At 59.4% G+C, this 24487-nt stretch carries 24 protein-coding genes; 12 read left to right on the top strand and 12 right to left on the bottom strand.

Annotation, left to right across the window (positions count from 1 at the left end):
• Positions 1-192: 192 nt before the first annotated feature.
• The 7 genes from dtd to BO74_RS04515 all read right to left on the bottom strand — a co-directional run bounded on the left by dtd (position 193) and on the right by BO74_RS04515 (position 6770).
• Positions 193-645: a D-aminoacyl-tRNA deacylase gene (dtd, locus tag BO74_RS04545; RefSeq protein ID WP_496440366.1), complete on the bottom strand. Its 453-nt coding sequence runs from the start codon at positions 643-645 to the stop codon at positions 193-195.
• On the bottom strand, positions 642-2018 hold the full coding sequence (locus BO74_RS04540) for an amidase (RefSeq protein WP_496440364.1): 1377 nt from the start codon (positions 2016-2018) through the stop codon (positions 642-644). The genes dtd and BO74_RS04540 overlap by 4 nt, the downstream gene beginning before the upstream one ends.
• 1 nt (position 2019) lies before the next feature.
• Positions 2020-2709: a DUF2848 domain-containing protein gene (locus BO74_RS04535; protein WP_496440362.1), complete on the bottom strand. Its 690-nt coding sequence runs from the start codon at positions 2707-2709 to the stop codon at positions 2020-2022.
• Positions 2710-2739: 30 nt separating this feature from the next.
• Positions 2740-4023 carry a TRAP transporter large permease gene (locus BO74_RS04530; RefSeq protein WP_496440361.1) on the bottom strand — a complete coding sequence of 428 codons (1284 nt, stop codon included), beginning with the start codon at positions 4021-4023 and terminating at the stop codon, positions 2740-2742.
• Positions 4020-4640, bottom strand: a complete 621-nt coding sequence (locus tag BO74_RS04525; protein WP_496440360.1) for a TRAP transporter small permease subunit — start codon at positions 4638-4640, stop codon at positions 4020-4022. The genes BO74_RS04530 and BO74_RS04525 overlap by 4 nt, the downstream gene beginning before the upstream one ends.
• Before the next feature lie 70 nt (positions 4641-4710).
• Entirely contained in the window at positions 4711-5757 is a 1047-nt protein-coding gene (locus BO74_RS04520) for a TRAP transporter substrate-binding protein (RefSeq protein ID WP_496440358.1), read from the bottom strand.
• 194 nt (positions 5758-5951) lie between these two features.
• Entirely contained in the window at positions 5952-6770 is an 819-nt protein-coding gene (locus BO74_RS04515; protein ID WP_496440356.1) for a putative hydro-lyase, read from the bottom strand.
• 143 nt (positions 6771-6913) lie between these two features.
• Between BO74_RS04515 and BO74_RS04510 the strand changes: the two genes are divergently transcribed.
• Positions 6914-7825 (top strand): LysR family transcriptional regulator, encoded by a 912-nt coding sequence (locus tag BO74_RS04510; protein WP_496440353.1) that lies wholly within the window; start codon positions 6914-6916, stop codon positions 7823-7825.
• Positions 7826-7828: 3 nt separating this feature from the next.
• On the opposite strand, the gene BO74_RS04505 is transcribed toward BO74_RS04510, so the two are convergent.
• Entirely contained in the window at positions 7829-8452 is a 624-nt protein-coding gene (locus tag BO74_RS04505) for an aldehyde dehydrogenase family protein (RefSeq protein ID WP_496440351.1), read from the bottom strand.
• Between the two features lie 205 nt (positions 8453-8657).
• Between BO74_RS04505 and BO74_RS04500 the strand changes: the two genes are divergently transcribed.
• Positions 8658-9392 (top strand): IclR family transcriptional regulator, encoded by a 735-nt coding sequence (locus tag BO74_RS04500; protein WP_496440403.1) that lies wholly within the window; start codon positions 8658-8660, stop codon positions 9390-9392.
• A gap of 31 nt (positions 9393-9423) precedes the next feature.
• On the opposite strand, the gene pbpG is transcribed toward BO74_RS04500, so the two are convergent.
• Positions 9424-10461, bottom strand: coding sequence for a D-alanyl-D-alanine endopeptidase (pbpG, locus tag BO74_RS04495; RefSeq protein ID WP_496440350.1), 1038 nt, complete (start codon positions 10459-10461; stop codon positions 9424-9426).
• Between the two features lie 402 nt (positions 10462-10863).
• On the opposite strand from pbpG, the gene BO74_RS04490 reads away from it, so the two are divergent.
• Entirely contained in the window at positions 10864-12699 is a 1836-nt protein-coding gene (locus BO74_RS04490) for a phosphoenolpyruvate carboxykinase (GTP) (RefSeq protein WP_496440348.1), read from the top strand.
• Positions 12700-12758: 59 nt separating this feature from the next.
• Here the strand turns inward: BO74_RS04490 and BO74_RS04485 are convergent, their stop codons facing one another.
• Positions 12759-14513 (bottom strand): ATP-binding protein, encoded by a 1755-nt coding sequence (locus BO74_RS04485; protein ID WP_496440347.1) that lies wholly within the window; start codon positions 14511-14513, stop codon positions 12759-12761.
• Positions 14514-14692: 179 nt separating this feature from the next.
• Between BO74_RS04485 and BO74_RS04480 the strand changes: the two genes are divergently transcribed.
• Both BO74_RS04480 and BO74_RS04475 read left to right on the top strand, forming a co-directional pair.
• Positions 14693-15349 (top strand): prepilin-type N-terminal cleavage/methylation domain-containing protein, encoded by a 657-nt coding sequence (locus tag BO74_RS04480; RefSeq protein ID WP_496440345.1) that lies wholly within the window; start codon positions 14693-14695, stop codon positions 15347-15349.
• A gap of 1109 nt (positions 15350-16458) precedes the next feature.
• Positions 16459-16587, top strand: coding sequence for a hypothetical protein (locus BO74_RS04475; protein WP_496440344.1), 129 nt, complete (start codon positions 16459-16461; stop codon positions 16585-16587).
• A 489-nt stretch (positions 16588-17076) separates the two neighbouring features.
• Here BO74_RS04475 and BO74_RS04470 read toward each other — a convergent pair whose 3' ends face one another.
• Positions 17077-17550, bottom strand: a complete 474-nt coding sequence (locus tag BO74_RS04470; protein ID WP_496440343.1) for a tellurite resistance TerB family protein — start codon at positions 17548-17550, stop codon at positions 17077-17079.
• Between the two features lie 297 nt (positions 17551-17847).
• On the opposite strand from BO74_RS04470, the gene BO74_RS04465 reads away from it, so the two are divergent.
• From BO74_RS04465 to BO74_RS04450, 4 genes are all read left to right on the top strand, one after another.
• Positions 17848-19209 carry a tyrosine-type recombinase/integrase gene (locus tag BO74_RS04465; protein WP_496440342.1) on the top strand — a complete coding sequence of 454 codons (1362 nt, stop codon included), beginning with the start codon at positions 17848-17850 and terminating at the stop codon, positions 19207-19209.
• A gap of 234 nt (positions 19210-19443) precedes the next feature.
• Positions 19444-19668, top strand: coding sequence for a helix-turn-helix transcriptional regulator (locus tag BO74_RS04460; RefSeq protein ID WP_496440341.1), 225 nt, complete (start codon positions 19444-19446; stop codon positions 19666-19668).
• Position 19669: 1 nt separating this feature from the next.
• Positions 19670-21205 (top strand): YfjI family protein, encoded by a 1536-nt coding sequence (locus BO74_RS04455; RefSeq protein WP_496440340.1) that lies wholly within the window; start codon positions 19670-19672, stop codon positions 21203-21205.
• A gap of 304 nt (positions 21206-21509) precedes the next feature.
• Positions 21510-21707, top strand: coding sequence for a hypothetical protein (locus BO74_RS04450; protein WP_496440338.1), 198 nt, complete (start codon positions 21510-21512; stop codon positions 21705-21707).
• Between the two features lie 218 nt (positions 21708-21925).
• Here BO74_RS04450 and BO74_RS04445 read toward each other — a convergent pair whose 3' ends face one another.
• A complete protein-coding gene (locus BO74_RS04445; protein WP_496440336.1) occupies positions 21926-22399 on the bottom strand; it encodes a hypothetical protein in 474 nt (157 codons plus the stop codon).
• A gap of 231 nt (positions 22400-22630) precedes the next feature.
• On the opposite strand from BO74_RS04445, the gene BO74_RS04440 reads away from it, so the two are divergent.
• The 3 genes from BO74_RS04440 to BO74_RS04430 all read left to right on the top strand — a co-directional run bounded on the left by BO74_RS04440 (position 22631) and on the right by BO74_RS04430 (position 24477).
• Positions 22631-23053, top strand: coding sequence for a hypothetical protein (locus tag BO74_RS04440; protein ID WP_496440335.1), 423 nt, complete (start codon positions 22631-22633; stop codon positions 23051-23053).
• 27 nt (positions 23054-23080) lie between these two features.
• Complete coding sequence (locus BO74_RS04435; protein ID WP_496440334.1) at positions 23081-23632, top strand: hypothetical protein; 552 nt, start codon at positions 23081-23083, stop codon at positions 23630-23632.
• A 77-nt stretch (positions 23633-23709) separates the two neighbouring features.
• Positions 23710-24477 (top strand): hypothetical protein, encoded by a 768-nt coding sequence (locus tag BO74_RS04430; RefSeq protein WP_496440333.1) that lies wholly within the window; start codon positions 23710-23712, stop codon positions 24475-24477.
• The last annotated feature ends 10 nt before the right edge of the window (positions 24478-24487 follow it).

Genomic DNA, 24487 nt, shown 5'->3' with positions numbered 1-24487 from the left:
GGACATATTCCCCCTTGAAGCCCGTGGAATTGCCGGCCGTCCCACCGACAGTTCCCGAAGCATGGACGCTTGCCTGTAAGCCGGCAAGTCACGATATCTCCGCAGAGGCAGACAACGTAGTAACGCATGCTAGCGCGGTGACAGGGGAAGGCAATTGCGGATTTCCGTACCCTGGGCGAAACAGCCGAAAAGCTACTCTGGTTCCGCCGAGTCAATGAATAGCGTCACCGGCCCGTCGTTGACCAGATGCACCTTCATGTCCGCGCCGAAAACCCCGGTCGGCACGGGGCGCCCGAGATCCGTTTCGAGCTGGCGAACGAAGCGGTCGAACAAGGGGCTGGAAACGGCCGGCGCCGCGGCCCGGCTCCACGACGGGCGATTGCCCTTGCGCACCGAGGCGAACAGGGTGAACTGGCTGACGGCCAGGAGTTCTCCGCCGACATCGAGAACGCTGCGGTTCATCACGCCGTCGCTGTCCGGGAAGATGCGCATCCGGGTCAGTTTCGACGACATCCAGGCGACGGCCTTGTCGTCATCGCTTTCCTCGAAGCCGGCGAGGACCAGCAGTCCGGGACCGATGGCGCCGGTTACCTGACCGCCCACTTCGACGCGCGCCGACAGCACGCGCTGCAGGATCACTCTCATTGCGCACTTCCACCGCGCACGAGCGGGCGCAGGCAGGCCTCCAACGCGCGACCGACCGCCAGGATCCGCCGGTCGTTCATCGCGCCGGCGGCGAGCATCAGCCCGACCGGCGCCTCACCGGGTGCGTGGCAGGGGATCGACAGCGCGCAACCGTCGAGGAAGTTGATCAGCGTCGGATTGCGCAGCATCAATCCGTTGGCGCGGAAGTACGCTTCATCGGACGCGGCGAGGTCGGCGATCTTCGGCGCGACCAGCGGCACCGTCGGCATGAGCAGCGCATCGAAACCGGAAATCGCCGATTCCACCTCGGCGATCCAGGCCGCGCGCGCTTCGAGCACGTCGAGCAGGTCGGCGGCCGACATCTCCTTGCCGCGCTGGATGCGCGACACCACGCGCGGATCGTAGCTGCCGGCGGCGCGCCCGATCAGCTCCCGGTGCCAGGCCCAGGCTTCGGCCGCAGTGAAACCGCCCTTGGCGTTGATCGTGGCAAGACGGGAAAAGGCCGGGAGGGGAGCTTCGCGCACCAGCGCCCCGGCGGCCGACAGCGCGGACAGTGCCCGGCGAAACGCGCCGGCCACCGTCTCGTCCATGTCGTCCAGCGCCACCGTGGTCGGCACCAGCAGACGCAGCCCGCACACTTCCGCCGGGGCAGGAATCTCCGCTGCCTCGCCGGCCATGATCGCGTCCAGCACTGCGCAGCAGGCCACGCTCGGCGCCAGCGGGCCGATCGAATCCAGATTCTTCGACAACGGCAAGACGCCGCTCTTTGGCACCCGTCGTGCCGTCGGCTTGAACCCCGTCAGCCCGCACAGCGCCGACGGAATGCGCACCGAGCCGCCGGTATCCGAGCCGATGCCGGCCACGGCCATGCCATCGGCCACGGAGACCGCCGCCCCCGACGACGAGCCGCCGGGAATGCGCCCGACCGATCGTTCCCACGGGTTGCGCGGCGTACCGTAATGCGGATTGAGACCAAGCCCGGAATAGGCGAACTCGGTCATGTTGGTGCGCCCGATGATGACCGCGCCCGCGGCGCGCAAGCGCCGGACCACCTCGGCGTCGGCCACCGCCGGCGCAGCGCCCTTGAGTACCACCGAACCGGCCAGCGTCGTTTCGCCGGCCACGTCGAACAGGTCCTTGATGGAAACCGGCAAGCCTTCGAGCGGCGAGCGTGCGAGCCCGGCCCCACGCAGGAGATCGGAGGCAACCGCCGCAACACGCGCCTGCTCGGCATGAACCGCGGTGAAGGTGCGCTGCCCTTCGCTCTCAGGATTGGCAATGCGCGCCAGCGCCTCGTCGACCAGCGTCACGGCCGTGGTGCGGCCGTCGCGCAAGGCGGCCGCGTATTCGGCGATTGTCTTCAGCGTTCCCATCTCAGGCCACTTCCGGCAGGGTTTCGATCGTGTAGCGATGCTGCAGGCGCCGCCCGGTTTCCATATCGAACAATTCCATCGCAAACGCGGAGGCCGGCCGGATGCCACCGATGGCGCCGACCGTGCCGCAGACCATCGCCGTGCCTTCGGGCAACATCGCCGCCGGCCGACCGAGGTAGCCGGCGATCAGTTCCAGCGGCGGGCGCAGTGCCGCCAGCGCGCCTTCCTGATAGGTCACCTGCGCGCCGTTTTCCGGGATGAAGGAACGGATCACCAGAGTGTCCCAGCGCGCCGCCACGTCAGCGTAACGCCAGGCGCGGCTGGCCACGGGTTTCGCGCACACCTGCTTGGCCAGCGCCACGCTTTGCGCTTCCAGTTTACGGTCGGTGTGATCCGAGGCAAGGCTCACGTACATCTCGCCGCCCGTCGAGAACACCAGCACCTCGACCTCGCCCGACGAACCCGGCCCGAGCACCTGGATGTGCGGCGCCTGCGTCAGCTGATTCTCGGCCACCCGGTAGTACAGCGGCACGGCGCTCGGGCGCGGCACGCCCAGCGCCGCCAGTTCCTCGATGTGGTGCTCGATCGCCGCCAGATCGCGGCCGGCCCAGCCGGCGACGACCAGCGTATCGATCTCGACGGTGATCCGCTTGTCGCCATCCACACTTTCGACATCAAAATCCAGTCTCATGTTTTTTCTCGTCTCAACTAAAAAGAATCTCTAACCGACGACACCGGGCAGCCACATCGCCAGACCCGGGAAGAACGCCAGCAACGCAACCATGGCGAACAAGGCGACAACAAACGGCAGCGAGCCGAGGATCACCGCGTTCATCGAACCGCTCTTGCGCAGGCTCTGCACCACGAACAGGTTCATTCCGACTGGCGGGGTGATCAACGCCGTCTCCACCAGCACGACGATGACGATGCCCAGCCAGATCGGGTCATAGCCGAGCCCGACCATGATTGGCGCAACGATCGGGATCGTCACGATCATCATCGACAACGTTTCCATGAAGCAGCCGAGCACGACGTAGAAGATCACCACGACCAGCAGCATCCAGCCGGGCGAAAGGCCCAGTCCGCTGATCGACTCGGTCAGCGCCGTCGTAACCCCGGTGGCCGACATCACGAAATTGAGGAAACTCGCCGCCACGACGATCAGCATGATCATCGCCGTCGAACGCATCGTTCCTTCCATCACTTCGCGCAACATCGTCAGGCTCAGGCGTTTGAAAACGGCGGCGAGGATCAAGGCGCCGAACACCCCGAGTGCTGCCGCTTCGGTCGGCGTTGCCAGTCCGGCGTAAATCGAGCCCACGACCATCACAAAAATACCCAAGGGGGGCAACAAGTGTTTTAACCCGGAGATCCGCTCTCCCCAGGTGGCCGTGATGCGCTGACCGCCCCATTCCGGTTTGACCAGGCAGGCGACAACAACGATTGCCATGAACAATACGGCCAGAGCGAAACCCGGGATGAAGCCGGCCAGATACAACTGCGGCACCGACGAATTGGTCAGCACCCCGTAGATCACCAGGTTGATTGACGGAGGGATGAGGATTCCCAACGTCCCGCCAGCCGCGATGCTGCCGAGAAACAACGGCTCGTTGTAGCCGTAACGCTTGATCTGGGGAATTGCCACGGTACCGACGGTCGCCGCGGTGGCCACACTGGACCCCGACGTCGCGGCAAACAACGTTGACGCGCCGATGTTGGCGTGCATCAATCCGCCGGGCAGCCAGGACAGCCACTGGCTCATCGACGCGTACATGCGCTCGGCAAAACCGGCGCGCAGCAGGATCTCGCCAAGCATGACGAACAGCGGAATCGCCACCAGGAGAAATTCATTGCTCGTACTCCACGAAAGTTCGCCGAGCGCACGCGACAGTGGCAGCATCGAAAACAACGGGTCGAGCAACAGGCCAAGCACACCAAGCGCTGCGCCGACGGGGATGCTGATACCGATCAGCACGAGGAGAAGAATCAGCGTCGTTGCGATCATGCTATTTCTCCCTTGACCAAACGCTCACCCATCTCGGCCTCCTCCTGCGCCTCCTCTTCAGCGGAACGCACTCCGCACAGATCCTTGACCGTGGTGATGTCGCCGGTCACCAGAGCCACGGATGCGCGCACCAGCATCAGGCCCAGGACCAGGCACATCCAGGCAAAACCGAGAAACCACAACCCCTGCGGAATCCACAAGGGTGTCGCCAGGGGCGTATTGGCGGCGGAGTTCTGGGCCCACGACATATCGACGACAAACGAGGCGTAGTAGGTAAGGAACGCCATGAACACCCCCAGCGCAACCAGCGACAACCAGTCGAGAATGGCCGACAGCCGAACAGGCAAATGCTGGTAGAGGGCATCTACCCGGACGTTGCCGCGGTGCAGCACGACGAAGGCCAGCGACCACGAAGTGCTGATGGCAAAGGCATATCCGGACAATTCGTCCGCGCCGCCGGTGGTGAAGCCGAAGAACTTGCGAACGATCACGTCGAAGCAGATAAGCAGCACGCTGGCCAAGGTGATCGTGCCGCCAAACAATACGGCGGCGAGCGACAGGCGGTTGGCGTAATGAAGCAATCGCGCGAAAAAGTTGGGCGATTCAAGGGAGGTCATAGCGGGCCTCTGAATAAATTTGTTCTGGGAACTGCCGCCGCCGGCGGAACGCCGGCGGCGCAAGACTGGACTACTTCTTGGCGGTCATCCCGACGACCTTGGCGATGGTCGCGTTGAAGTCCTTGACGCAAGCTGCCGAACAGCGGGCCGCCCACTTGGGCAGGACCTGCTCCTGCATGATCTTCTTCAACAGTGCACGGTCAGCGTCGCTCGGCGTCACGAGGACCATCTTGCCCTTGACCGGGAGGGTGCAGGCGACAGCGCCGGTATTGCAGTCATACCCTTGCTGAGTCTGCACCGCCGCGGCGTCCCACATGTTGCCGACCATGGCCTTGATGTTGGTCAGCAGAAAATCCTGCACCTTCGGATCGATCTTGTTCCAGGCCTTCTGGTTAACCCCGTGGATCTGCGAGTTCCAGTTGATCGGCAGCGCGTAAAGGTGCGTCGCCACTTCGTACCACTTGGCCGAATAGCCGGACAGTGACCCGGTAATGGCACAATCGACGACCTTGTTCTGCATCGCCGGCACCACCTCGCCAAAGGCCATCGTCACGCTCGACCCGCCCAGCGCCTCGATGAACTCGGCCTGGGTGCGGCTGCTGGTGCGCACCTTCTTGCCCTTGATGTCGGTCAGCCCCTTGATCTCCGCATTGCAGAACAGCACCTGCGCCGGATAGGGCGAAATGCCGAGCACCTTGATGCCGCTCCCCGGGCCGTAGAACTTGCCATAGACCGGCTCGAACGCGTCGACGACGGCGCGCGCGCTCTTGGCATCGGCAGTCAGGCCGGCCAGATCGATCGCCTCGTTGATCGGATTGTCGCTGGCGAAATAGGACAGGGTAGCGGTGCCGAACTCGATCACCCCCTGCGACATCAGGCGCAGGATTTCCGGCCCCTTCAGGCCCATCTCGTTGAACCCCTTGATCTCGGCGGTCACCTGCCCGTTCGACAGGTTCGGCACGACGTTGGTCCAGAACGGCTTTTCGTAATCGTTGTACGCCGTCAGGTTGCTCAGGCCGCCGACGACCTTCAGATGCGTCTTCGGCAAGGTCTGAGCCGAGACGGAGGAAGCAAGAACAGCGGCCAGCGCGGCGGTTGCAAGCAAGTGTTTTTTCATGGCGATGGTTCCTTTCATGCGGGTGGAAAGAAGCGAAGCACGGAACCACCTCCGTTCCGTGAATCGAAAACCAGTGCTGCGAAATGCGCGTGACCCGGAGAGGGTTTATACGCTCGAATTCACATTGGAAAAACACGGATCCGGCAACTCACGAAACCCGGTTTGGCTACATCGTTGGTCGAACAACCTCCTGTTCAGGAAAAAGCAAAGTCCCGATCGAGCAGATCGGTCACCAGCATCTTGCCCGGCGAATGCGTGATGCAGAACTCCGGCTTCGCCTCCATGATCACGGATTGCGGCGTCACACCGCAGGCCCAGAACACCGGCAATTCGTCCGGCATCACCGCCACCGCATCGCCGAAATCCGGTTTCTGCAGGTCGGCGATACCGATCAGCGACGGGTCGCCCAGATGCACCGGCGCGCCGTGCACCGCCGGTGTGCGCGCAGTCACCTGCACCGCACGAATCGCATTGGCCGCGGTCATCGGCCGCATCGACATGACCATCGGCCCGTGAAACACCCCAGCCGGCACGGTCGGCATATTGGTCCGGTACATCGCCACGTTGCGCCCTTCTGCGACGTGGCGCAACGGAATGCCGGCGTCGATCAATCCCTGCTCGAAGGAGAACGAGCAGCCGATGACGAAGGACACCAGATCGTCGCGCCAGAGAGCACGAATGTCCGTCACCTCCTCGACGAGTTCGCCGTGACGCCAGACGCGATACGCCGGCACGTCGGTACGGATGTCCAGATCCGCTCCCAACGATGGCAAGCGCGGATCGCCGGGCTCTGAAACGCCAAGCAGCGGACATGGCTTCGGATTACGCTGGCAGAAACGCAGAAAATCGTTGGCCAGATCGGCCGGCAGAATCGCCAGATTACCCTGCACGAAGTTCGGCGCGGTGCCGCTGGTATGCCCCGACCAGTTCCCGGAGCGAATCATGTGACGGGCCTCGACGCCCGTGCTGGCCTGGAGACAACCCACCCCGGCCGCGGTAGTGCAAATCGTCATGCTGAAGTCCTTCAACAAACTGACGGGGAAAGTATGCGATGCGAACCGCTATCAAAACAAACTTATTTTTTCGCGACCGGTCCATCGATTTTTTTGGAGCTACAATCCGCCGAATCCAAAAAAATCGCTTTAATGCATCTACCGTGAATCTACGCTTCGTCGAAACCTTCGTCTGGGTTGCCCGCCTGCAGAGCATCAGTCGCACGGCGGACAAACTGTTCCTCACCCAGTCCGCGGTCTCCAGCCGCATCGCCGTGCTCGAACAGGAAATCGGCGCGCCGCTGCTCGACCGCCGCGACCGGCTGTTCCGGCTTACCAGCGCCGGCGAGCGTTTCCTGACCTACGCGGAACGCCTGCTGGCCCTGCAGCACGACCTCAAATACGAACTGTGCGGCAACGGCATCGCCCGCTTCTCGCTGCGCCTTGGCGCGATCGAAACGATTCTCCACGCCTGGCTGATCCCGACGATGGAGCGGCTGAAACGCACCAAGCCGCATATCGAATTCGAGCTCAACGTCGAAACCACGCCGGTACTGCACCAGCAGATCCGCCGCGGCGGCCTCGACCTGATCTTCTCGGCCGACCAGCCGTTCGGCAAGGGCATCGTCAGCGAACGCTTCCCGTCGCTGGAAATGGTTTTCGTCGGACCTGCTTCGCTCAGGGAGGACACCCGTCTGGATATCGACGAACTGATGTCCTGGGAGTTGCTCACTTTCCAGCGCGACTCGCAGCCGCACATGGCGCTCGTCGACAGCCTCGGCAAGGCCGGGATCACCAACAAGCGGGTGCATACCGTGACCTCGATCTCCGCGCTGGTCAAACTGGCGGAGAGCGGTTTTGGCCTCGCCACGCTGCCCCGCGTCGCCGTCGATGAACTCAAACTTCACCACGGCATCGTCCCGATCCGGACGGCGCTGCAACTCGTCCCGCTGCCGCTGTTCGCCAGCTACCTGAATCCGCCCGCCACGCCGGAACTCGAAGAGAGCATCTCCGAGGCGCTGGTTTTCGTTCGCGAAGCCGCGGGGGCGAAACGCACCGATCCCGCGCAAGAATGAGAACTAGCGGGAAAGAATCGTCAGGCCGGGCCGGCCGTGCAGTTCTGCCAGTACACGACTGTCCGGATAGACGACACTCACCACCCCCGCGGGAAAACCGCAGCGCCCGGACAGTTCCGCCAGTGCCAGCAGCGCCGACGGCGCCAGCAACGGCGGGCAGACGATGACACTGCCCCCCGCAGCCAGCGCGGCAGCCGCGAGCCCGACAAGCTTCGCCACGTCACTCGCGGATTCACTGGTAACGACGACCACGCCCGCCACGGATAGTGGATCGGGAGTGCGCAGGCGCATGACGATTTCCGCGACAACCGTGCCAGCCTGCTCGACGGACACACCGGCCTCTTCAGAAAACAGCCACATGAAATGGTCAGCCAGTGCCTCCAGCGCGTCTCCCAGGCTCGACAGCAATTGGCGCCGCCAGGATTTGTCCAGCCCGTCCCACGCGGGCAAAGCGGCTTGCGCCGAAAGGATGGCCTCCTCGACATCGCCGGTTCCGCATACAGGAACTCTCCTCAGAACGGCTCCGGAGACGGGGGCGCGAACGTCAACGAACGCGGGTGTCAACCGCAGGCAGGCACGCCCGTTGATCCAGAGGGGAATCGCGCGGGTATCCTCGCTAAAATGCATCGAATCGCCAGAGAATCTGCTTCAGGATGATCATGATGGTAAGATGAACCCCGTTTTTTGGCCTGCGCACAGTGCTGACAGCCTGGCAAGCACAACGAAAATGCACGGATATGCACGACTTGCCAGCCAACAAAAGAAGAAATCTTACAGGAATGTAACGGTGGAACAACCAGAAGCAAAGGGGTCGATTCAGGTCATCGAAAGGATGATGTCGTTGATCGACGCATTGGCGGATGCGCCGGAACCGGCGTCACTCAAGTCCCTGTCCAAGGCGACGGGACTCCATCCCTCAACGGCGCACCGGATTCTCGCGGCAATGACCCATTCCCGCCTCGTCGAGCGATACGAGGCCGGCACCTACGCCTTGGGCATCCGCTTCCTCGAATTGGGCAACGTCGTCAAGTCGCGTTTCAATATCCGCGAAATCGCGTTGCCGTTCATGCAGAACCTGCATGAGTCGATCGGCGAGGCCATCAACCTGGGCATCCGTGACGGCGATGAAATCGTCTACCTCGAACGGACCTCGAGTGGTCGCTCGCTGGTCAGGGTGGTGTATCTCGTCGGCGCCCGTGCCCCGCTGCACCTTACCTCGCTTGGCAAGCTGTTCCTGGCTGCCGATACGACGGCCAACGTCCGCGCCTACGCCGAACGCACCGGTCTGCCGGGGAAAACCCCGTTCTCCCTGACCGGCTTCGAACAACTGGAGAAGGAACTCGAAACAATCCGCCGGACGGATCTCGCGTACGACAACGAAGAAGCCGAGATCGGCTTGCGCTGCGTCGCCACGCCGATCCGCAACGACGAAGGACTGGTCGTGGCCGGCTTGTCGATTTCAGCCCCGACCGACCGGCATCATTCCGACTGGCCGGAGCAGCTCAGGAAAGCCACCGAATCGATCTCGTACGCTCTGGGCTATCGCCAACAGGCCCGATACGGGTAACCCACCAGACGCAACACTCGCCAAGCCGCTTTCAACCTTGACCGCCCGCCACCTGGGCGGCGACATGCGTCGGCAATTGACGCGCCGCGTGCGCGCTTTCCATCCAGCGCTTGATACGGTTGGCATCGCCCACACGCGTCAGCTTGCCGGCCGAGTCGAGCAGAACAATGACCACCGGCTTGTCGGCAACACGGGCCTGCATGACCAAACACTTCCCGGCCTCGTGAATGTAGCCGGTCTTTGAAACACCAACGTCCCATGCCGCATTCTTGACCAGCGGGTTGGTATTCCTGAATGCCATTTGCCGCCCGGCGATCTCGACCGTCGCCTCCGGCGTCGTCGACAACTCGCGAATAAGCGGATAGCGATGCGCGGCAGCAACCATCTTGGCCAGATCATTCGCCGTCGATACATTGTTACTGGTCAACCCGGTGGGATCCTCAAAGCGAGTACTCAGCATCCCAAGCGACCGCGCCTTGGCGTTCATCGCGGCGACGAACGCCGACAGCCCCCCCGGATAATGCCGAGCCAAGGCATGAGCCGCCCGATTCTCTGAAGACATCAGGGCGAGCAGCAAGGCGGTTTCCCTCGGTATCGTCACCCCCACATGCAACCGCGATCGGCTTCCACGGAGATAATCGACGTCCTCATCGGAAATCACGACAGCCCCATTCAGATCAGGCACGCTGTCAAGCACGACCATCGCCGTCATCAGCTTGGTGATCGAGGCTATCGGGACAACACTGTCGGCATTCTTCTGATACAACGCGCGGCCGCCCTGTTCAACGACAAGCGCAGACCCCGAGCGCACCGCCAAGTGCTGCGTTTCACCCAACGCCACTGCATTTTTCGACGACGCTTGTGAAACGGACTTCTTGCGTACCGCAGCGGCTTTTTGTCGGTTTTTGCCCGGCGCAGCCTTTTTCGCTTTCTGACTCACCGGCTTCGCCTTGCGAACCGGCGACGACGTGATCTTGCCCTTTTCCGCAGGCTGCGCAGCGACCGACGGCATGATGCCGACACCGAACGCGACGGCGAGCACCATTGCCAACCTTAGACCGAAGCGCATTCCCACGACCTCCCCATGCAAAATTGCCTCAAAGTCTATCAGCCGAGAATGAAAAATCAAGCAAAAATAACGAGATACGACAAATAGTTAAAAGTCATTGCAGCTCCGCGCGACTGCCGCCAGCGTCTGCGCGGCAGCTCACGACAAATCAAGACAAAAATAGTTCGCAAGGTCATCGCAATCGCGAATTATGGTAGACTGGCCGACGCTTTAGTGTGGTAATGAGATCTAGCCAGTTTCCATGCAGCAAGAGTCCAAAACTGACCGCCAGCCTGTAACGACCGGCGCATTCCTGAAAGCCCATTTTCGTTGTTTCAGGCGAACCCCCCGGGCAGTTCCAGTTTCATCCCGTCGCGAGACGAACCAGATTTTTTAACCGTCCCACTATGTGAGTGTATTGCCATGACACAAACCGTATCAATCAACGCCCCCGACTATGTGAAGCACGAAGGCCTGAAGAAATGGGTCGCCGAGATCGCTGCGCTGACGACGCCTGAGAAAGTCGTCTGGTGCGATGGCTCCCAGGAGGAATACGACCGCCTGTGCCAGGAGCTCGTCGACGCCGGCACCTACATCAAGCTGAAGGCGCGCAAGAATTCCTTCCTCGCCTTCTCCGACCCGTCCGATGTGGCGCGTGTCGAAGACCGCACCTACATCTGCTCCGAAAAACAGGAAGACGCCGGCCCGACCAACAACTGGGAAGCCCCGGCCAAGATGCGCGAAACCCTCAAGCCGCTGTTCAGTGGCTGCATGAAGGGGCGCACCATGTACGTCATCCCGTTCTCGATGGGCCCGCTCGGCTCCCCGATCGCCCAGATCGGCATCGAGATCACTGACAGCGCGTACGTCGTGACCAACATGCGCATCATGACCCGCATGGGCAAGGACGTCTTCCCGGTGCTCGGTACCGACGGCGTCTATGTCCCGTGCGTGCACTCGATCGGCGCCCCGAAGGAACCGGGCCAGAAGGATCCGAAGTGGCCGTGCAACCCGACCACCAAGTACATCGTGCACTATCCGGAAACCCGCGAAATCTGGTCGTACGGCTCGGGCTACGGCGGCAACGCGCTGCTCGGCAAGAAGTGCCTGGCCCTGCGTATCGCCTCCAACATGGCCCGTGACGGCGGCTGGATGGCCGAGCACATGCTGATCCTCGGCGTCGAATCGCCTGCCGGTGAAAAGCACTACGTCGCTGCCGCCTTCCCGTCGGCCTGCGGCAAGACCAACTTCGCCATGCTGGTTCCGCCGAAGGAACTGGGCGGCTGGAAGATCACCTGTATCGGCGACGACATCGCCTGGATCAAGCCGCGCAAGGACAAGGACGGCGTCACCCGCCTGTACGCGATCAACCCGGAAGCCGGCTTCTTCGGCGTCGCCCCGGGCACCAACGAGCAGACCAACTTCAACGCGATGGCCTCGCTGGCCGAGAACACCATCTTCACCAACGTCGCGCTGACCGACGACGGCGACGTGTGGTGGGAAGGCATGGGCCCGGCCCCGGCTCACGCCATCGACTGGCAAGGCAACGACTGGACGCCGGAAATCGCCAAGGAAAAAGGCACCAAGGCCGCTCATCCGAACTCCCGCTTCACCGCCCCGGCCTACCAGTGCCCGTGCATTGACAAGGACTGGGCGAACGCTGACGGCGTACCGATCTCGGCCTTCCTGTTCGGCGGCCGCCGCGCTTCGACCGTGCCGCTGGTCTGCCAGACCACCGACTGGGAACACGGCGTTTACACTGCCGCGACACTCGGTTCGGAAACGACCGCTGCCGCCTTCGGCGCCCAGGGCGTCGTCCGCCGCGACCCGTTCGCCATGCTGCCGTTCTGCGGCTACCACATGGCCGACTACTACAGCCACTGGCTGAAGATGGGGTCGGTTGCCGACAAGCAAGTGCCGATCTTCATGGTCAACTGGTTCCGCACCAACGAGCAAGGCAAGTTCGCCTGGCCTGGCTTCGGTGACAACGCCCGCGTGCTCAAGTGGATCATCGACCGCTGCGAAGGCCGCGTCTCGGGTACCGAGTCGGCGCTCGGCATCATGCCGAAGTACGAGGAAATCGACTGGAACGGTCTGGACTACTCCAAGGAGCAGTTCGAAGGCGTCACCAGCCTCGACAAGCAAGCCTGGCTGAGCGAACTCGAAGGCGTCAAGGAATGGTTCGCCAAGATGGGCGCCAAGCTGCCGGCCAAACTGGCTGCTATCCGCGACGAACTCGAAGGCAAGTTCAAGGCCTAATTTTCAGATAGGCATCGCGCAAGGCCGCCCCCTTTCGGGCGGCCTTTTTTGTTAACCGATCAAAGCCATTCCTCTCGGCGCTTCGACATCTCGAAGCAGATCCGCCCGGGCTGGTTGATTGCCAGCCGAATTTGATACCCGAAGGTTGCTGCCAGCCTGGCCGTATTGAACAGGCCGATCCCGAAACCATTTTCGGACGCCACTGGCTGCTGAAACAATACGTCAAGGATCTCCTGCCGCACCGGACTACCGTTGTCGCAGACGCGCAAAACCGCCGACTCCTGGGAAAGCGATATCGATATCTCGAGCCCTGCTTCACGCTGGCGTTTTGCCAGCGCATTGTGCAGCAGGTTCTCCGCCACAGCGTCATACAACGCGCGCGGTATTGCGCCAGCGACTGACAACGGCAAAGTATCGAAATGAATCGCCTGGCCCGCATAACGCTGCTGCAGAGACTCCCACCAGATTGCGGCCCCCTCCATTTCTTCCGCGCTTTGATCTGCCCGCCTCTGGGCGTCGGCCGGCAGTTCGAGCTTCATCAGCGTGCTTCGCAGGCGCTGTGCAATTTGCGGCAACTGACGCTCCACCAGCGGCCCGATACGCGCGAAGTCAGATCGAGACTCTGACTGCACTAGGTAGCAGAGGTTGTCCAGCGACTGAAGGAGATTCTTGACATCATGCGTCAGGCGCGCCCCGGTCTCGTGGATCGCCTGCAGATAACTGACCCTTTGCAACTCCCGCGCCCGCCACTTGGCAAGATAGTATTCGCTCGCAAGCTTGGTCAGCAGGCGCAAATGCCAGACAAGAACCGGGCTCAAAGAATGGCGCGAAAAAATCGTCAGCGACAGCGATCGGTCGGAAAACTCGTTTGGATAGGGCGATGAGCCTCCGAAACGACGAAGATCTCTCTCCAAGCCAGAAGATGGACGCCACTCTCCGCCGACAACCCACGGCAAGTCGAGCAGAAGTTGCTCACAAACCTGACTGAAAAAGCGATCGGGATCGTCTTCGCCCTCGGCACAGGCCATCATTCGGCGCAACCAGACACTGAACGGGCCTCCGACCGTCAACAGGTGCCGGGAAAACAACATGCCAACGCCGCTGAATCCCGGCCTGGGATTCCAGGCCCACGCCACCAGCAACAACAGTAGCGCCACACTGAGCACCGTGCGAAGCAGCGCATCGAAATACTCCGTTCGTTCGAGCAACATGAACGCCAGCGTCCCTAAAACCACCACGGCGATCAACAGGAATACGAACACGCCATAAAACAGGTCGAACGCGCCATGCCTCAACCAACCGCTTGCCTGCGGTCGTGGCAACAGCCACATCAGCAGGAAGAAACCCGGCGCCAGCCAGGAAAACTCCGTCCCGAGAGACGGGCCGATCACGTTCGGAGTTGGAACCACCTTCGGCACCAGCCAGATCAATACCACGCCGACAAGATACGCGAACGCCAACAGATAGAATACGCGCGTCGGTCGATGCTCCACCAACATGACCCGCCCGCCCAGAAGCGAGGCAAGAATCGTCGCCCAGACGATCAGCAGCCACCAACTGAACAGCCAGCCACCAAGGATCAGGCCGGCAGCGACCAGTAACAGGTTGCCGACATTCAATCGGCGCTCGGTCTGCACAAACGGCTGCCAAAGGATGAACACCCCGACATCCACCAGCCAGAACATCAAGCCCGCTGGAGAATCGGCCCCGGCCAGCAACGTCAAATGCAGGATCATTAGTAACGCGACAAGCATCCACGGCTGCCGAGCGCGCAAATAGCGCCCCAGGCGCCTCAACGCACGCACCTGGCTCACTCCCCCCCGCTCCAGACTGACGACATACTGACGCCGCACCACACCTGCCGTCGAATTTTTGACACACCCGTTGAAACACCGCCACTTTTCCGGCGCTGAGCGAAAAAAACATGCGCGCAAGCATGGTACGCGATATGCTTATGCACTACTGGAATCAACATCATTTCGCGGAGAACACCATGAAAAGAATCCAATCCGGTTTCACGCTCGTGGAGATTGCGATTGTACTCGTCATCATCGGCCTGCTTCTTGGGGGCGTTTTGAAGGGACAGGAGTTGGTCAATAGCGCGAAGGTGAAGAATCTGGCCAACGATTTTCGCGCGATTTCTTCTTTTGTATATGCCTATCAAGACCGTTTCAGGGCGATGCCAGGAGAAGACCAGAGCGTAACGTCACATGTTAGTGGCGGCACAAAGGCTACAACCCCGGCTAGCAGTCAAGGAAACGCCAGAATCGACGGAAAATGGAACTCAACAACGACGACAGACGAGAGTTTCCTGTTCTGGCAACACGTTCGACTGGCCGGCTTGGCAACTGGCACACCCACAACCACTTCCGCCGATTACATCCCTCGCAACGCAGAAGGAGGGAGCATTGGAATCACCGGAGAGGCCGTTTTAACCGCCCCCGCAGTTCCTTACCCAGGAACATTCTACGTATGCTCGCAGGGCATTCAAGGCCGGTATGCTCGCCAGATCGACACGACCATTGATGATGGCAACACAAAAACAGGCTCTGTCCGCGCCTTGGCGAATGGCGTCTCCTCTCAAGCAGATGCGACGGAAGTAAAACCCGATGACGATGCGACCCAGTTCACCGTTTGCATGGCCTTCTAAGGAGTCACTGATTCATTCCGGATTGACTGGCAGAGCGTAAGGCCGGAATCAGAAAACCCTGCTGTTTCGACGCTGAGAGCAATCGATGAGTCGACAGGCGAGCTTTCCGGAACAGGAACAGATGGCAGCGCCGTTTTATCCAAGCAGCGGCGGACAAGGGCGCCTGCCGATGATTTTCCACGGATCCAATGCATGTACGTGACGCCGCAATGCGTTGGATTGCCAGGCTGAGGAATAGAAGACGCGCGCAACGAAGGCCAGTCCGTCCGCCGCTCCGTTGCCCCCCCTGTCGCGGCAGTCCGCGCATCATAAGCGCCACCCCGACCCCATCTACATTCGTTAAGTTACTCACGCTACGGATGCCTCGTTGTGCTTTACTTTTGGAGGCATTGGCTTTTGGCCTCAAGCCAATAGACGACATCCCCTACAACAGCGATGCTCCCCGACACCACAAATGTCGTTGCGGAAACCACGCCCGCCAGCACCAGCAGTTCCACGCACCCTTCATTGTGACATCCCACAAAAGCCCCCACCTGGTTCACCTGGAGTGACATGTGTCGCTTGATAACGCCACAGGCAGGGTCATATTCTGACGTCGTCATGGGCAGGTAGATACAGCCATACAACCCCACGGAGGCAAAAACCAGTACGAGTGAGAAAACTTTAGACCGTGGAGTCATGGCATTCGAGCCGTATTCTCAACCAACAAGAAGGAGAAAAGCGGGGGAGGCGCTCAACGACTATCGCGCCTTCGTTCTCAGTGTAGACACGCCGTCGGAAGACCTCAATTCACGCTTGCCACACGACGCCTTGGCGATTCCGGGGGTACCCCCCCAAGCTCGTGCGTAACGCCCCAGCAACCTTGATCGTATAGGCCGCGAACACCCACAGGATGACTGCGCCGAGAATGGGCAGCGGCTTCCCCTCGGAAGACAACAGAGCGATCAATCCCGAGCAGGCACACAGTTCCGCCAACGCCCAAAGATTCGACTTGGTAACGCCCGCAAAGGCTGCCCTGCCGTATCGCCAAGGAACGCTATCCCCCATTTAAAAAAATAGGGCTATATTGAAATCACTCGGTACGTTCCGGTAACAATCGGGAGGACATCATGGGAAAAGCACATGAGTCTAGTAAAGAGGCCAAGAAACACGCCTTGAAGAACACTAAAGAGAAAAGAGCGGCAAAACGCGCCAAAAAGCACGGAGCAGGAAACGTACCTCTTATTGGACACCAGTGAGAGAAGTGAGCCGGTCAGAAGGTCGCGATTCAGTGGTCATGTATCACAAGAGCCGCTGGTCATGAGGGCACAGTTTTGCAGTAAGCACGAACAGGGGCGTATTCTGTTTTGAGGTCAAAAGGGCTGATCAAATAATCAGCAGTCCTCACAGAAAGCCCCCCCCTCCTCCTACCCTCTCCTGCGCGGCGCCCCGGCGACCTTGATCGTATAGGCCGCAAACGCCCACAGGATGAACCCGCCAACGACGGGTAGTGGCTTGCCTTCCGAAGACAACAGAGTGATCAACCCTGCGCAGGTGCAAAGGGCAGCCAACGACCACAGCAACCACTTGGTAACGCCCGCGAAAGCCGCTCTGCCAAATCGCCAAAGGAAAGCAACGAAGGCTATCGCAAGCAGCATCAGCATTGAGTATTTGGAGGACCCCACGCCAACCGAACGCTTTTCTCAGAACCTGGTGACGGAATACAGCGATAGCCACATAGCGCGCCCCTAAACTACCGGCAGGTTGGCTCTTTGACGAGCCCTCTGTTTGGCAGCGACATAGTCGGCGTGCCCCACATAGAGCAAGCTGGCGATCTTGCGCATCAGATGCGTTTCGTGTGCACCGAGATGACCATCAGACATCGCCACGCACCACAGATTTTCGAGGAGCTGAGTCTTCTGCGGGGCGTCAAAACTCTTGTTGATCAGGGAAGTAAACTGATAGTAGCCACTGGCTTGCCTAGCCTCCTGCTCGGCCAAGTCCATCAGGATTTTTAACTGCCCGGCATTCAGGTCGAACATCCGAAACAATGTCGTGGTCACAGAGTCGCGCTCTGCAGCAGTGATTTTGTCGTCCATACGCATCATTTCGAACAGCAAGGCGGCGGTTGCAATCTGCAACGCTTTGGCGTAGCCAGCCTCGGACTGTCGGACGCCGGTCTCGATGAACTGATTGAAGAAGTCCTTAATGCCGGCAATCATCGCGTCCTCTCTGCGTACATTACACTTCGAACTCAAACGCCAGATAGCAAAAAGCCCACTCCGAAGAATGGGCTCTGTGCTTGTATCTTGGTGGCCAGTCGCGGAATCGAACCACGGACACGCGGATTTTCAATCCTGTAAAACTGAGTTTTGGCTAGCTTGCATAAGCTCGCACAAGCCAGCTAAATACACTTCAAATCATACAGATACACTACTTTCATCCTTGCGCTCGTATGCAACAGATAGCAGAAGCCTTATAATTTTTGCTGAGTATTTGCTGAGTTAAGGAGCGAGGACATGAAACTGACAAACAGTGCTGTAGAGAAATTCGTATGCCCCGAGGGCAAGAAGCAAGCTGTGAAATGGGATAGCGAAACCAAGGGCTTTGGCGTGAGGGTGACGCCATCAGGAACGAGAACCTACATTCTTCAGTTCCGCGTAAAGGGCAGCAAGCAAGAACGACAGGTCACCATCGGGCGTCACAATGACCCTTGGCGAGTAGATGATGCCCGCAAAAAAGCTGGCGACATTAAGAAGCAGATGGTCGAGGGCACCGACCCCGTACTTGAAGCCCAACGTGTCAAAGAGGAGCAGACAAAACGGACGGCACAGGACAAGGCGCAGACCGTCACTTTGCGCGAGATCATGAATCACTACCTGACACACAAACAGACCAGCCACGGCACCCCGTTACGCGAGGCAAGCCAACGCGACATTCGCCGTCATGTAACGGTCAATCTAGCGGAATGGGCTGACCAGCCTATCGCCAACATCACCCGCGATATGTGCTTGTCGCGCTTTGCTGAGCTTTCGGAACGGGCACCGGGGCAGGCGAATCAGTGCATGGTCAATCTGAGAGCGTTATGCAATTACGCCGCCGAACTGTACGCAAACGAGGACGGCAGTTATCGCATTCTGGCGGTCAATCCAGTCCAGCGCATGATTAAGCTTCGGAACGGTCTCAACAAAGAAACGCCTAAAGACGGTCGCATCCCCCTTGACCGAATTGGCGCGGTTTGGAACGTGCTACAGAAACGAAGGGCTGAGGCGCGGCTGGTTGAAGACCGTACCGCTGCCGATTGGGTTTGTTTCATGCTGCTGACAGGCACGAGGCGCACAGAGAGCGGATCATTGTTGTGGTCAAACGTTGATCTGGAAGTCAGCACGTATTATCTGCCGCCTGAGGTAGTGAAGAATCACAACGGCGTCACACTCCCCTTGTGCTCACCTCTGCGCGACATATTGAAGGCACGAAAAGCCCTACCCCCTGTCAGCGAGAAGGTCGCCCAGCGTCGCAGGCGGAATGCCGACCGCGAGCACAGCGCCTACACCTTCCCGTCGTGGGGCAAAACCGGATATATCACAGCAGCGCAGGCGACTATGGAGGCGGTCATTGTGGCGGCGGGTGTCCATGTCAGCATCCACGACCTTCGCAGGACTTTTGATGATATGGCGCAACGCTGCAAGGTGGGCGAGAACGAGAGCCGCCAATTGCTTAACCACATGGCATCAGATGTACATGGAAAGCATTACTCGAACAATCCCGACCCCGCCGCTCTGTTGCCCGCCGTGGAATCTATCGGGCAATGGGTACTCGAACAGGCGGCTATCGCCAAAGCGGTAGAGGAAGGAAAGAATGTGCTGCCGCTGCGAGCTTGATGACACTGGAATCTGATGAAATAGTTAGGGCAAACTTGCGCGAACTATTACGAGTAAATTATAGTCACACTCAACACAACTCAGAGGCATGTAGCACGCCTCTTGTCAGGCTTACTGACACGCCCGTTTTACCGTCTTCCTTGGGCAAGTTGATGGCTCAGACGGCAAGCAATCGCCTTGTCGCTGACACCACGCAATCGGACAGCAGACAAGGTGAGTTCAAGGACTTGCACCATGTCACAGGAAGAAACTGTCTGGATTGATACTGACGACTTTGCCGCCCTCACCGGCTGGGCAAAAAGCACCATCGAAGGAAAGCGAAGCAGAGGGGAAAACCTGCCCCCATGCTATCCGGTCGGTCGGCGCATCCTCTACAAACTCAGCGAAGTAAATTCTTGGATCGAAAGTAAGCGCCGCGTTCCGTCCTCCGTCCAGCTAGCCCAAAGAGCGGAGGCGTGAAATGACCGATCAAGAAAAAACCGGAAGGGTATGGCGACCCTTGCCGGTTAAGGAAGAAACCAGCCCCCTGAATGAGCTTGCCAACAGCTTACCAGCCACCATCGGCACAGGCTCTGACAATTTGCGCGGCGCAGGCGATGGCCTTGCATGTGGTCAATACCCTACTGGCGGCGCAGTGCCGATCGTCGCCCCTGCCGACGCTGTGGAGCCAGCAGCCGAAGAAAAATACCCTTGGCCTCCGGGATTCGCGGGACAGTTGGCGACTTTCATTTACCACACCAGCTATCTGCCCGTCCGCGAGGTGTCCATTGCTGCCACCCTTGGCTTGCTGGCTGGAGTTTGCGGTCGCGCATTCACCATCTCAGGCAAAAGCACATCGCTCTACATCATTCTGGTCGCCAAGAGTGCGATTGGCAAAGACGCGATGCACGATGCAATTCCCAAGCTGATAAATATGGCGCAGGTGCCGATGGCGGAACGGTTTATCAACGCTTCCAATTTCGCCAGCGGCCCCGCGCTGCACAAAGCCATTCTGAAACAACCGGGGTTCCTGAACCTGCAAGGTGAATTCGGGCACACCCTCAAGCGCATGGCAAATCTGCGTGATGCCCCAATGCAGGACTTGCGACGGACGATGACTGACGCATTCGCAAAAACAAGGCTTGAAGGAAAGTCTTACAGCGACGGCGAGAAGACCATGCCCGGCGTTGAATGGCCCGCACTGTCGTTTCTGGGCGAGACCACCCCGGGCACCTTTTATGAAGCGTTGAGCCACGACATGCTTGCTGACGGATTTATGTCGCGCTTCCTTGTTATTGCCCATGAAGGTGCGCGGCCATTACCGAACGAAGCACGTAGCCTAGAACTTGAGCCGCAAGAGTTGGCACAGTGGCGGGCAATCGTGGCTCGGGCAATTCCTTATCAGCAGACCATCAATATGCCCCCGCCCATTGAGGTGCAGTTTGCCAACGCTGACGCATACGACAAGCTGAAAGATTTTGAACTGAAATGCAGCGCGTCGGTAAATGCCTCCGGTGACGATGAATCACGCCGCCAAATGTGGAACCGAGCGCATATCAAGGCACTGCAAGTCGCCGCGCTGCTGGCCGTCGCGGACAACGATGTATTCCCCAAAATCGACCTTGGGCATGCAACATGGGCAATCACGGTCGTTCGCAATGATATTGAAGCATTCAGCGCAAAACTGAATAGCGGCGACATTGGCAGCGACGATCACAGCCGGGAAACCAAGTTGCTTTCGCTCATGCAGAAATACGTCAAGTCTCAACCCGGGCTGAGCTACAAAATTCCGTCTGCGATGCGTGAAAAAGGAGTGATTCCAAGAAGGTACTTCCAGATGAACATATCCAAAGTCAGCGCCTTCTGTAACCACAAGCTGGGCACCGCTGCCGCGCTAGACCTCACTATCCGCAGCATGATCGACAACGGGTATCTGGTGGAAGTGGCGAAGGACAAGATGGACTTGGAATGGGGAGCGCAAGGGAAGTGCTATTACATCGCGCACCTGCCGACGTAGAAGCGGCGCTTAACTTTTAAGGGGTGACCCTTAACTTTCGGAGCCTCAACCCCCTTGAAAACATTAGCAGCAAAGGTAAAAGTTAAGTAGTTAAGGGAGTTAAGTAATACCCCCTTATTCATGGCTTTGTACGGAAGGGGGGGCGGCGCTTAACCCTTAACTTACTTAACTTCTTTCCATGCGGCAGCGTTCAGCCATGCCAACACATAGGGAGCCAACGCCATGCAAACCATAGGGATGCAACACACAGCAAACCGGCAGCGCCAGCGGCCTGCCAATGTGGTAATCAACAGGAGAAAGCGAAATGACTAAGACCAGCGAAACCCTGACACTCGACAAGGACGAAGCGAACCAACTGCGCGAACTGCTGGACTTGCTGGAGGCGAGCTTTCCATCGGTCGAGATTGTCGATACTGACAAGCCCGACATTCGGGAAGCCGTCTGGAGCTTGCAGAAGAAACTGAAACGCGCCGGGGCAGCGTCGGGCATGGGGCGGCTGTAGCTGGCGGCACAGGCAGCGGCGCCGGTGTTGCCAATACCCAAGCACCGGCACCGCGCTTTGATCGCCTACAGCGCGTTGTCCGCAAACCACCGAACCGCGTATTACATATCCCGCCATCCCGACCTGTAAGCGATTGGATTTATTCAGCCAACACATCCGCGACTCAATTTAGTCAGCCATGTGTCAGCCTATCGCTCAAATCGGCTCACTTGTGCCAGCTACGCGCCACGCTTGAGTTTGAGCGGATAAAACCATCCGGCACTCCGGCGCGTCTTGGGGTACAGCGTCGCCATCATCCGTCCCCATTGTGTCTGAGTCGCCAGCGCCAGCACCGACTGCGACCGCTGGGCGCGATTCTCGCCAAAGCGCCGAGCATGGGAGATGTAGTTCTCATATAGCGTGCTTGCCTGCGTCCATTCGTCAGGGGTTTCCGAATTGAACACGCAGCGATTTACCCAATGGTCAAAAGCCGCGTCACGAACGGCACCCGTCAGTTCTTCGGCCTTCGCTCGTGCCTTCTGCAAAGCCGAAAATGTTTCATTCTTCTCGCGCCGCTTCAAATCCGCGTCGAACGCATCACGGTCACCTCCATACCAAGGCGGGATGGGCGCAGGTTGTTCGGGCGCAGCGGGTGGCGTGTCGTACTTCGGAAGCGGGAGCGAGCCGGGTCTGGGTCTTGGTGTGGTCGTCATAGGTCGTGCATGGTATGTATGGTTGAGACTCATACCATACATCATAGATGCCCAAACGAAAAGCACTGATGCAAGGTGCGTCGATTGGGCATGGCTCGCAGGCCGCAGACCACTACCGCTAGTAGCTTGATGATCTATTGCTACTAGATGTAGTGGTTTCCGTCAAGCTATTACCGGTAATTTGCCATAAGCTGCATTCACTACAACACACCAGCCGAGAAGAGGCCCGTTTTGCCAACCGACAACGCCAGGAATCAGCAAGCATTCCGCGACCGACTGAAACAGGACGGCGGCGCTCGCGTCGAATTCACCCTAAACAAAGACCTTCTCCAAGCGGTGGAGCAGGTCAGACAGAGTCTTGGGGCGGGATACACCCGCCAAGACGCATTAACTCACCTTCTCAACCAAGGAGCATCAACAGTGAAGTCCAATCAGTATCGTGAAGACCAGACCAGCGGGCAACCGTCCCGCCCCTCTCAGATGACAGCGGGTGAAGCCGCTGACCTTGAGAAATTCAAAGAATCCCTGCCCAACGCGATTGTCGGCGCAGAGCTTGACCAGAAGGCGCACGCCTTCAATGGCGGTAATGACGGCGCTCGACGCAAAGCTGCATTCGAGGCGCAGTTGAACGCCAGCAACCAGCATCGCAAGTAAATCACCAACCACAAAGGAACCATCCAAATGAGCACCCCTCCTGATACCGCGAAACTGAACGACGCCCTGCAAGCTGTCATCCTGCAACTCGACGAAGCAACCACTGCCCAAATCCTGCGGAATGCCGACTGGACTACCGCCGCAACCAAGGGCGACGACAAGACCGCCGACAAGCTGGAAACGGAGATGGAAAAAGCAACGCGAGTCCTCCAGCGGCTGGAAGTGCAGCGCGACGCACTTATCAGCCAGATAAACGACGCCGCTGAGGTGCAGCGTGCTACCCATGCCGCCCGCTTGAAAAAGAACGCTGACGCACTGCTAGCTCAGTCTGTGGAGAAGTTCGGCGGGCTAGAACCCTTTGCTGCCGCTCTGTCTGCCGCCGTTGATGCACTGACCGCTGATTTTGATAAGTGGCGTGAAGCGCAATATCTAGCAAAACAAGCAGGCACAAGCCCGGAAAGCTTCTCGACGCTGGACAACACCGATCAGGTGCATCGCGTCATTGAGTCGCTGGGCAACTCCAAAGCGCGTATCGCTGGCCTGTCCCGCGAGTTCTCCCGAATCAGCGTGTTTATGTAATTCGCATCATCATCAGGCGTAACCAATGTGGTCAATGACCGCATTCAGTGCCTCTCATTCAACACCGAGAGGACAGCATGAAAACAGGACGCGGCCCGAAGGCCATCACCTCATCCACCAGCATTAAGCAGGCCGAACGACGCGCCGAAGTTTTGAGGTTGAGACTCGACGGCCACACCCTTCAAGCGATTGGCGACCGCCTCGGTATCCGCGCTGACAGCGTGCATGACATCATTACCCGCGCCCTGCGCGACATGACAAAGGAACCAGCGGAGCAGCTCCTTGATCTGGAACTAGCCCGCCTCGATTCGCTGTACGCGGAGGCGATGAACGTACTCCGCAGCTTCACCCCGCTGCTGCACAACGGCAAGATCATTCAGATTCCCGTTATCGACCGTGACGGCGAGATTGTTAAAGACCCTGACACCGGACTGCCCCGCACCTGCATTGCAGAGGACAAAGTGGCTCGCCTCGCCTCAATAGCTGCGGCAGTGCGTGTCATGGAACGACGCGCCAAGCTCACCGGCCTAGATGCGCCAAGCCGCTTCCAGCAGGACGTGACCCTTACTACCGACGAGAAGAAGCCCTACGACTTAGGCAGGCTGGACATGAGCGAGATGCAGCTTCTGGACTATCTGATGCGTAAAGCGGAAGACCCGAGCGTAACACCAGCCGCGAGAAGGAACCTCTACGCGAAATGGGGCGAGCGCAGCGAGTGCCCGGAAGAACCGACCCCGGACGAGATGCGTACCGTGAAAGATGTGTTCCGCAAGCTGGGCGTGAAGTACCTCGTAATTGACACTGTGGATGGTTGGTATGTCCCGCCCGCACTGCCCACGCCATAAAAGGAGAGCA

The organism is Propionivibrio pelophilus DSM 12018 (genome assembly GCF_059569095.1).
Note: the sequence above shows the minus strand (reverse complement) of the source record. Positions and strands in the feature narration are given on the sequence as shown.

Bases quoted from the DNA above. Each gene is read 5' to 3' on its own strand.
- dtd (WP_496440366.1), bottom strand. From the start codon at position 645: ATGAGAGTGATCCTGCAGCGCGTGCTGTCGGCGCGCGTCGAAGTGGGC.
- BO74_RS04540 (WP_496440364.1), bottom strand. From the start codon at position 2,018: ATGGGAACGCTGAAGACAATCGCCGAATACGCGGCCGCCTTGCGCGAC.
- BO74_RS04535 (WP_496440362.1), bottom strand. From the start codon at position 2,709: ATGAGACTGGATTTTGATGTCGAAAGTGTGGATGGCGACAAGCGGATC.
- BO74_RS04530 (WP_496440361.1), bottom strand. From the start codon at position 4,023: ATGATCGCAACGACGCTGATTCTTCTCCTCGTGCTGATCGGTATCAGC.
- BO74_RS04525 (WP_496440360.1), bottom strand. From the start codon at position 4,640: ATGACCTCCCTTGAATCGCCCAACTTTTTCGCGCGATTGCTTCATTAC.
- BO74_RS04520 (WP_496440358.1), bottom strand. From the start codon at position 5,757: ATGAAAAAACACTTGCTTGCAACCGCCGCGCTGGCCGCTGTTCTTGCT.
- BO74_RS04515 (WP_496440356.1), bottom strand. From the start codon at position 6,770: ATGACGATTTGCACTACCGCGGCCGGGGTGGGTTGTCTCCAGGCCAGC.
- BO74_RS04505 (WP_496440351.1), bottom strand. From the start codon at position 8,452: ATGCATTTTAGCGAGGATACCCGCGCGATTCCCCTCTGGATCAACGGG.
- BO74_RS04500 (WP_496440403.1), top strand. From the start codon at position 8,658: ATGATGTCGTTGATCGACGCATTGGCGGATGCGCCGGAACCGGCGTCA.
- pbpG (WP_496440350.1), bottom strand. From the start codon at position 10,461: ATGCGCTTCGGTCTAAGGTTGGCAATGGTGCTCGCCGTCGCGTTCGGT.
- BO74_RS04490 (WP_496440348.1), top strand. From the start codon at position 10,864: ATGACACAAACCGTATCAATCAACGCCCCCGACTATGTGAAGCACGAA.
- BO74_RS04480 (WP_496440345.1), top strand. From the start codon at position 14,693: ATGAAAAGAATCCAATCCGGTTTCACGCTCGTGGAGATTGCGATTGTA.
- BO74_RS04475 (WP_496440344.1), top strand. From the start codon at position 16,459: ATGGGAAAAGCACATGAGTCTAGTAAAGAGGCCAAGAAACACGCCTTG.
- BO74_RS04470 (WP_496440343.1), bottom strand. From the start codon at position 17,550: ATGATTGCCGGCATTAAGGACTTCTTCAATCAGTTCATCGAGACCGGC.
- BO74_RS04465 (WP_496440342.1), top strand. From the start codon at position 17,848: ATGAAACTGACAAACAGTGCTGTAGAGAAATTCGTATGCCCCGAGGGC.
- BO74_RS04460 (WP_496440341.1), top strand. From the start codon at position 19,444: ATGTCACAGGAAGAAACTGTCTGGATTGATACTGACGACTTTGCCGCC.
- BO74_RS04455 (WP_496440340.1), top strand. From the start codon at position 19,670: ATGACCGATCAAGAAAAAACCGGAAGGGTATGGCGACCCTTGCCGGTT.
- BO74_RS04450 (WP_496440338.1), top strand. From the start codon at position 21,510: ATGACTAAGACCAGCGAAACCCTGACACTCGACAAGGACGAAGCGAAC.
- BO74_RS04445 (WP_496440336.1), bottom strand. From the start codon at position 22,399: ATGACGACCACACCAAGACCCAGACCCGGCTCGCTCCCGCTTCCGAAG.
- BO74_RS04435 (WP_496440334.1), top strand. From the start codon at position 23,081: ATGAGCACCCCTCCTGATACCGCGAAACTGAACGACGCCCTGCAAGCT.
- BO74_RS04430 (WP_496440333.1), top strand. From the start codon at position 23,710: ATGAAAACAGGACGCGGCCCGAAGGCCATCACCTCATCCACCAGCATT.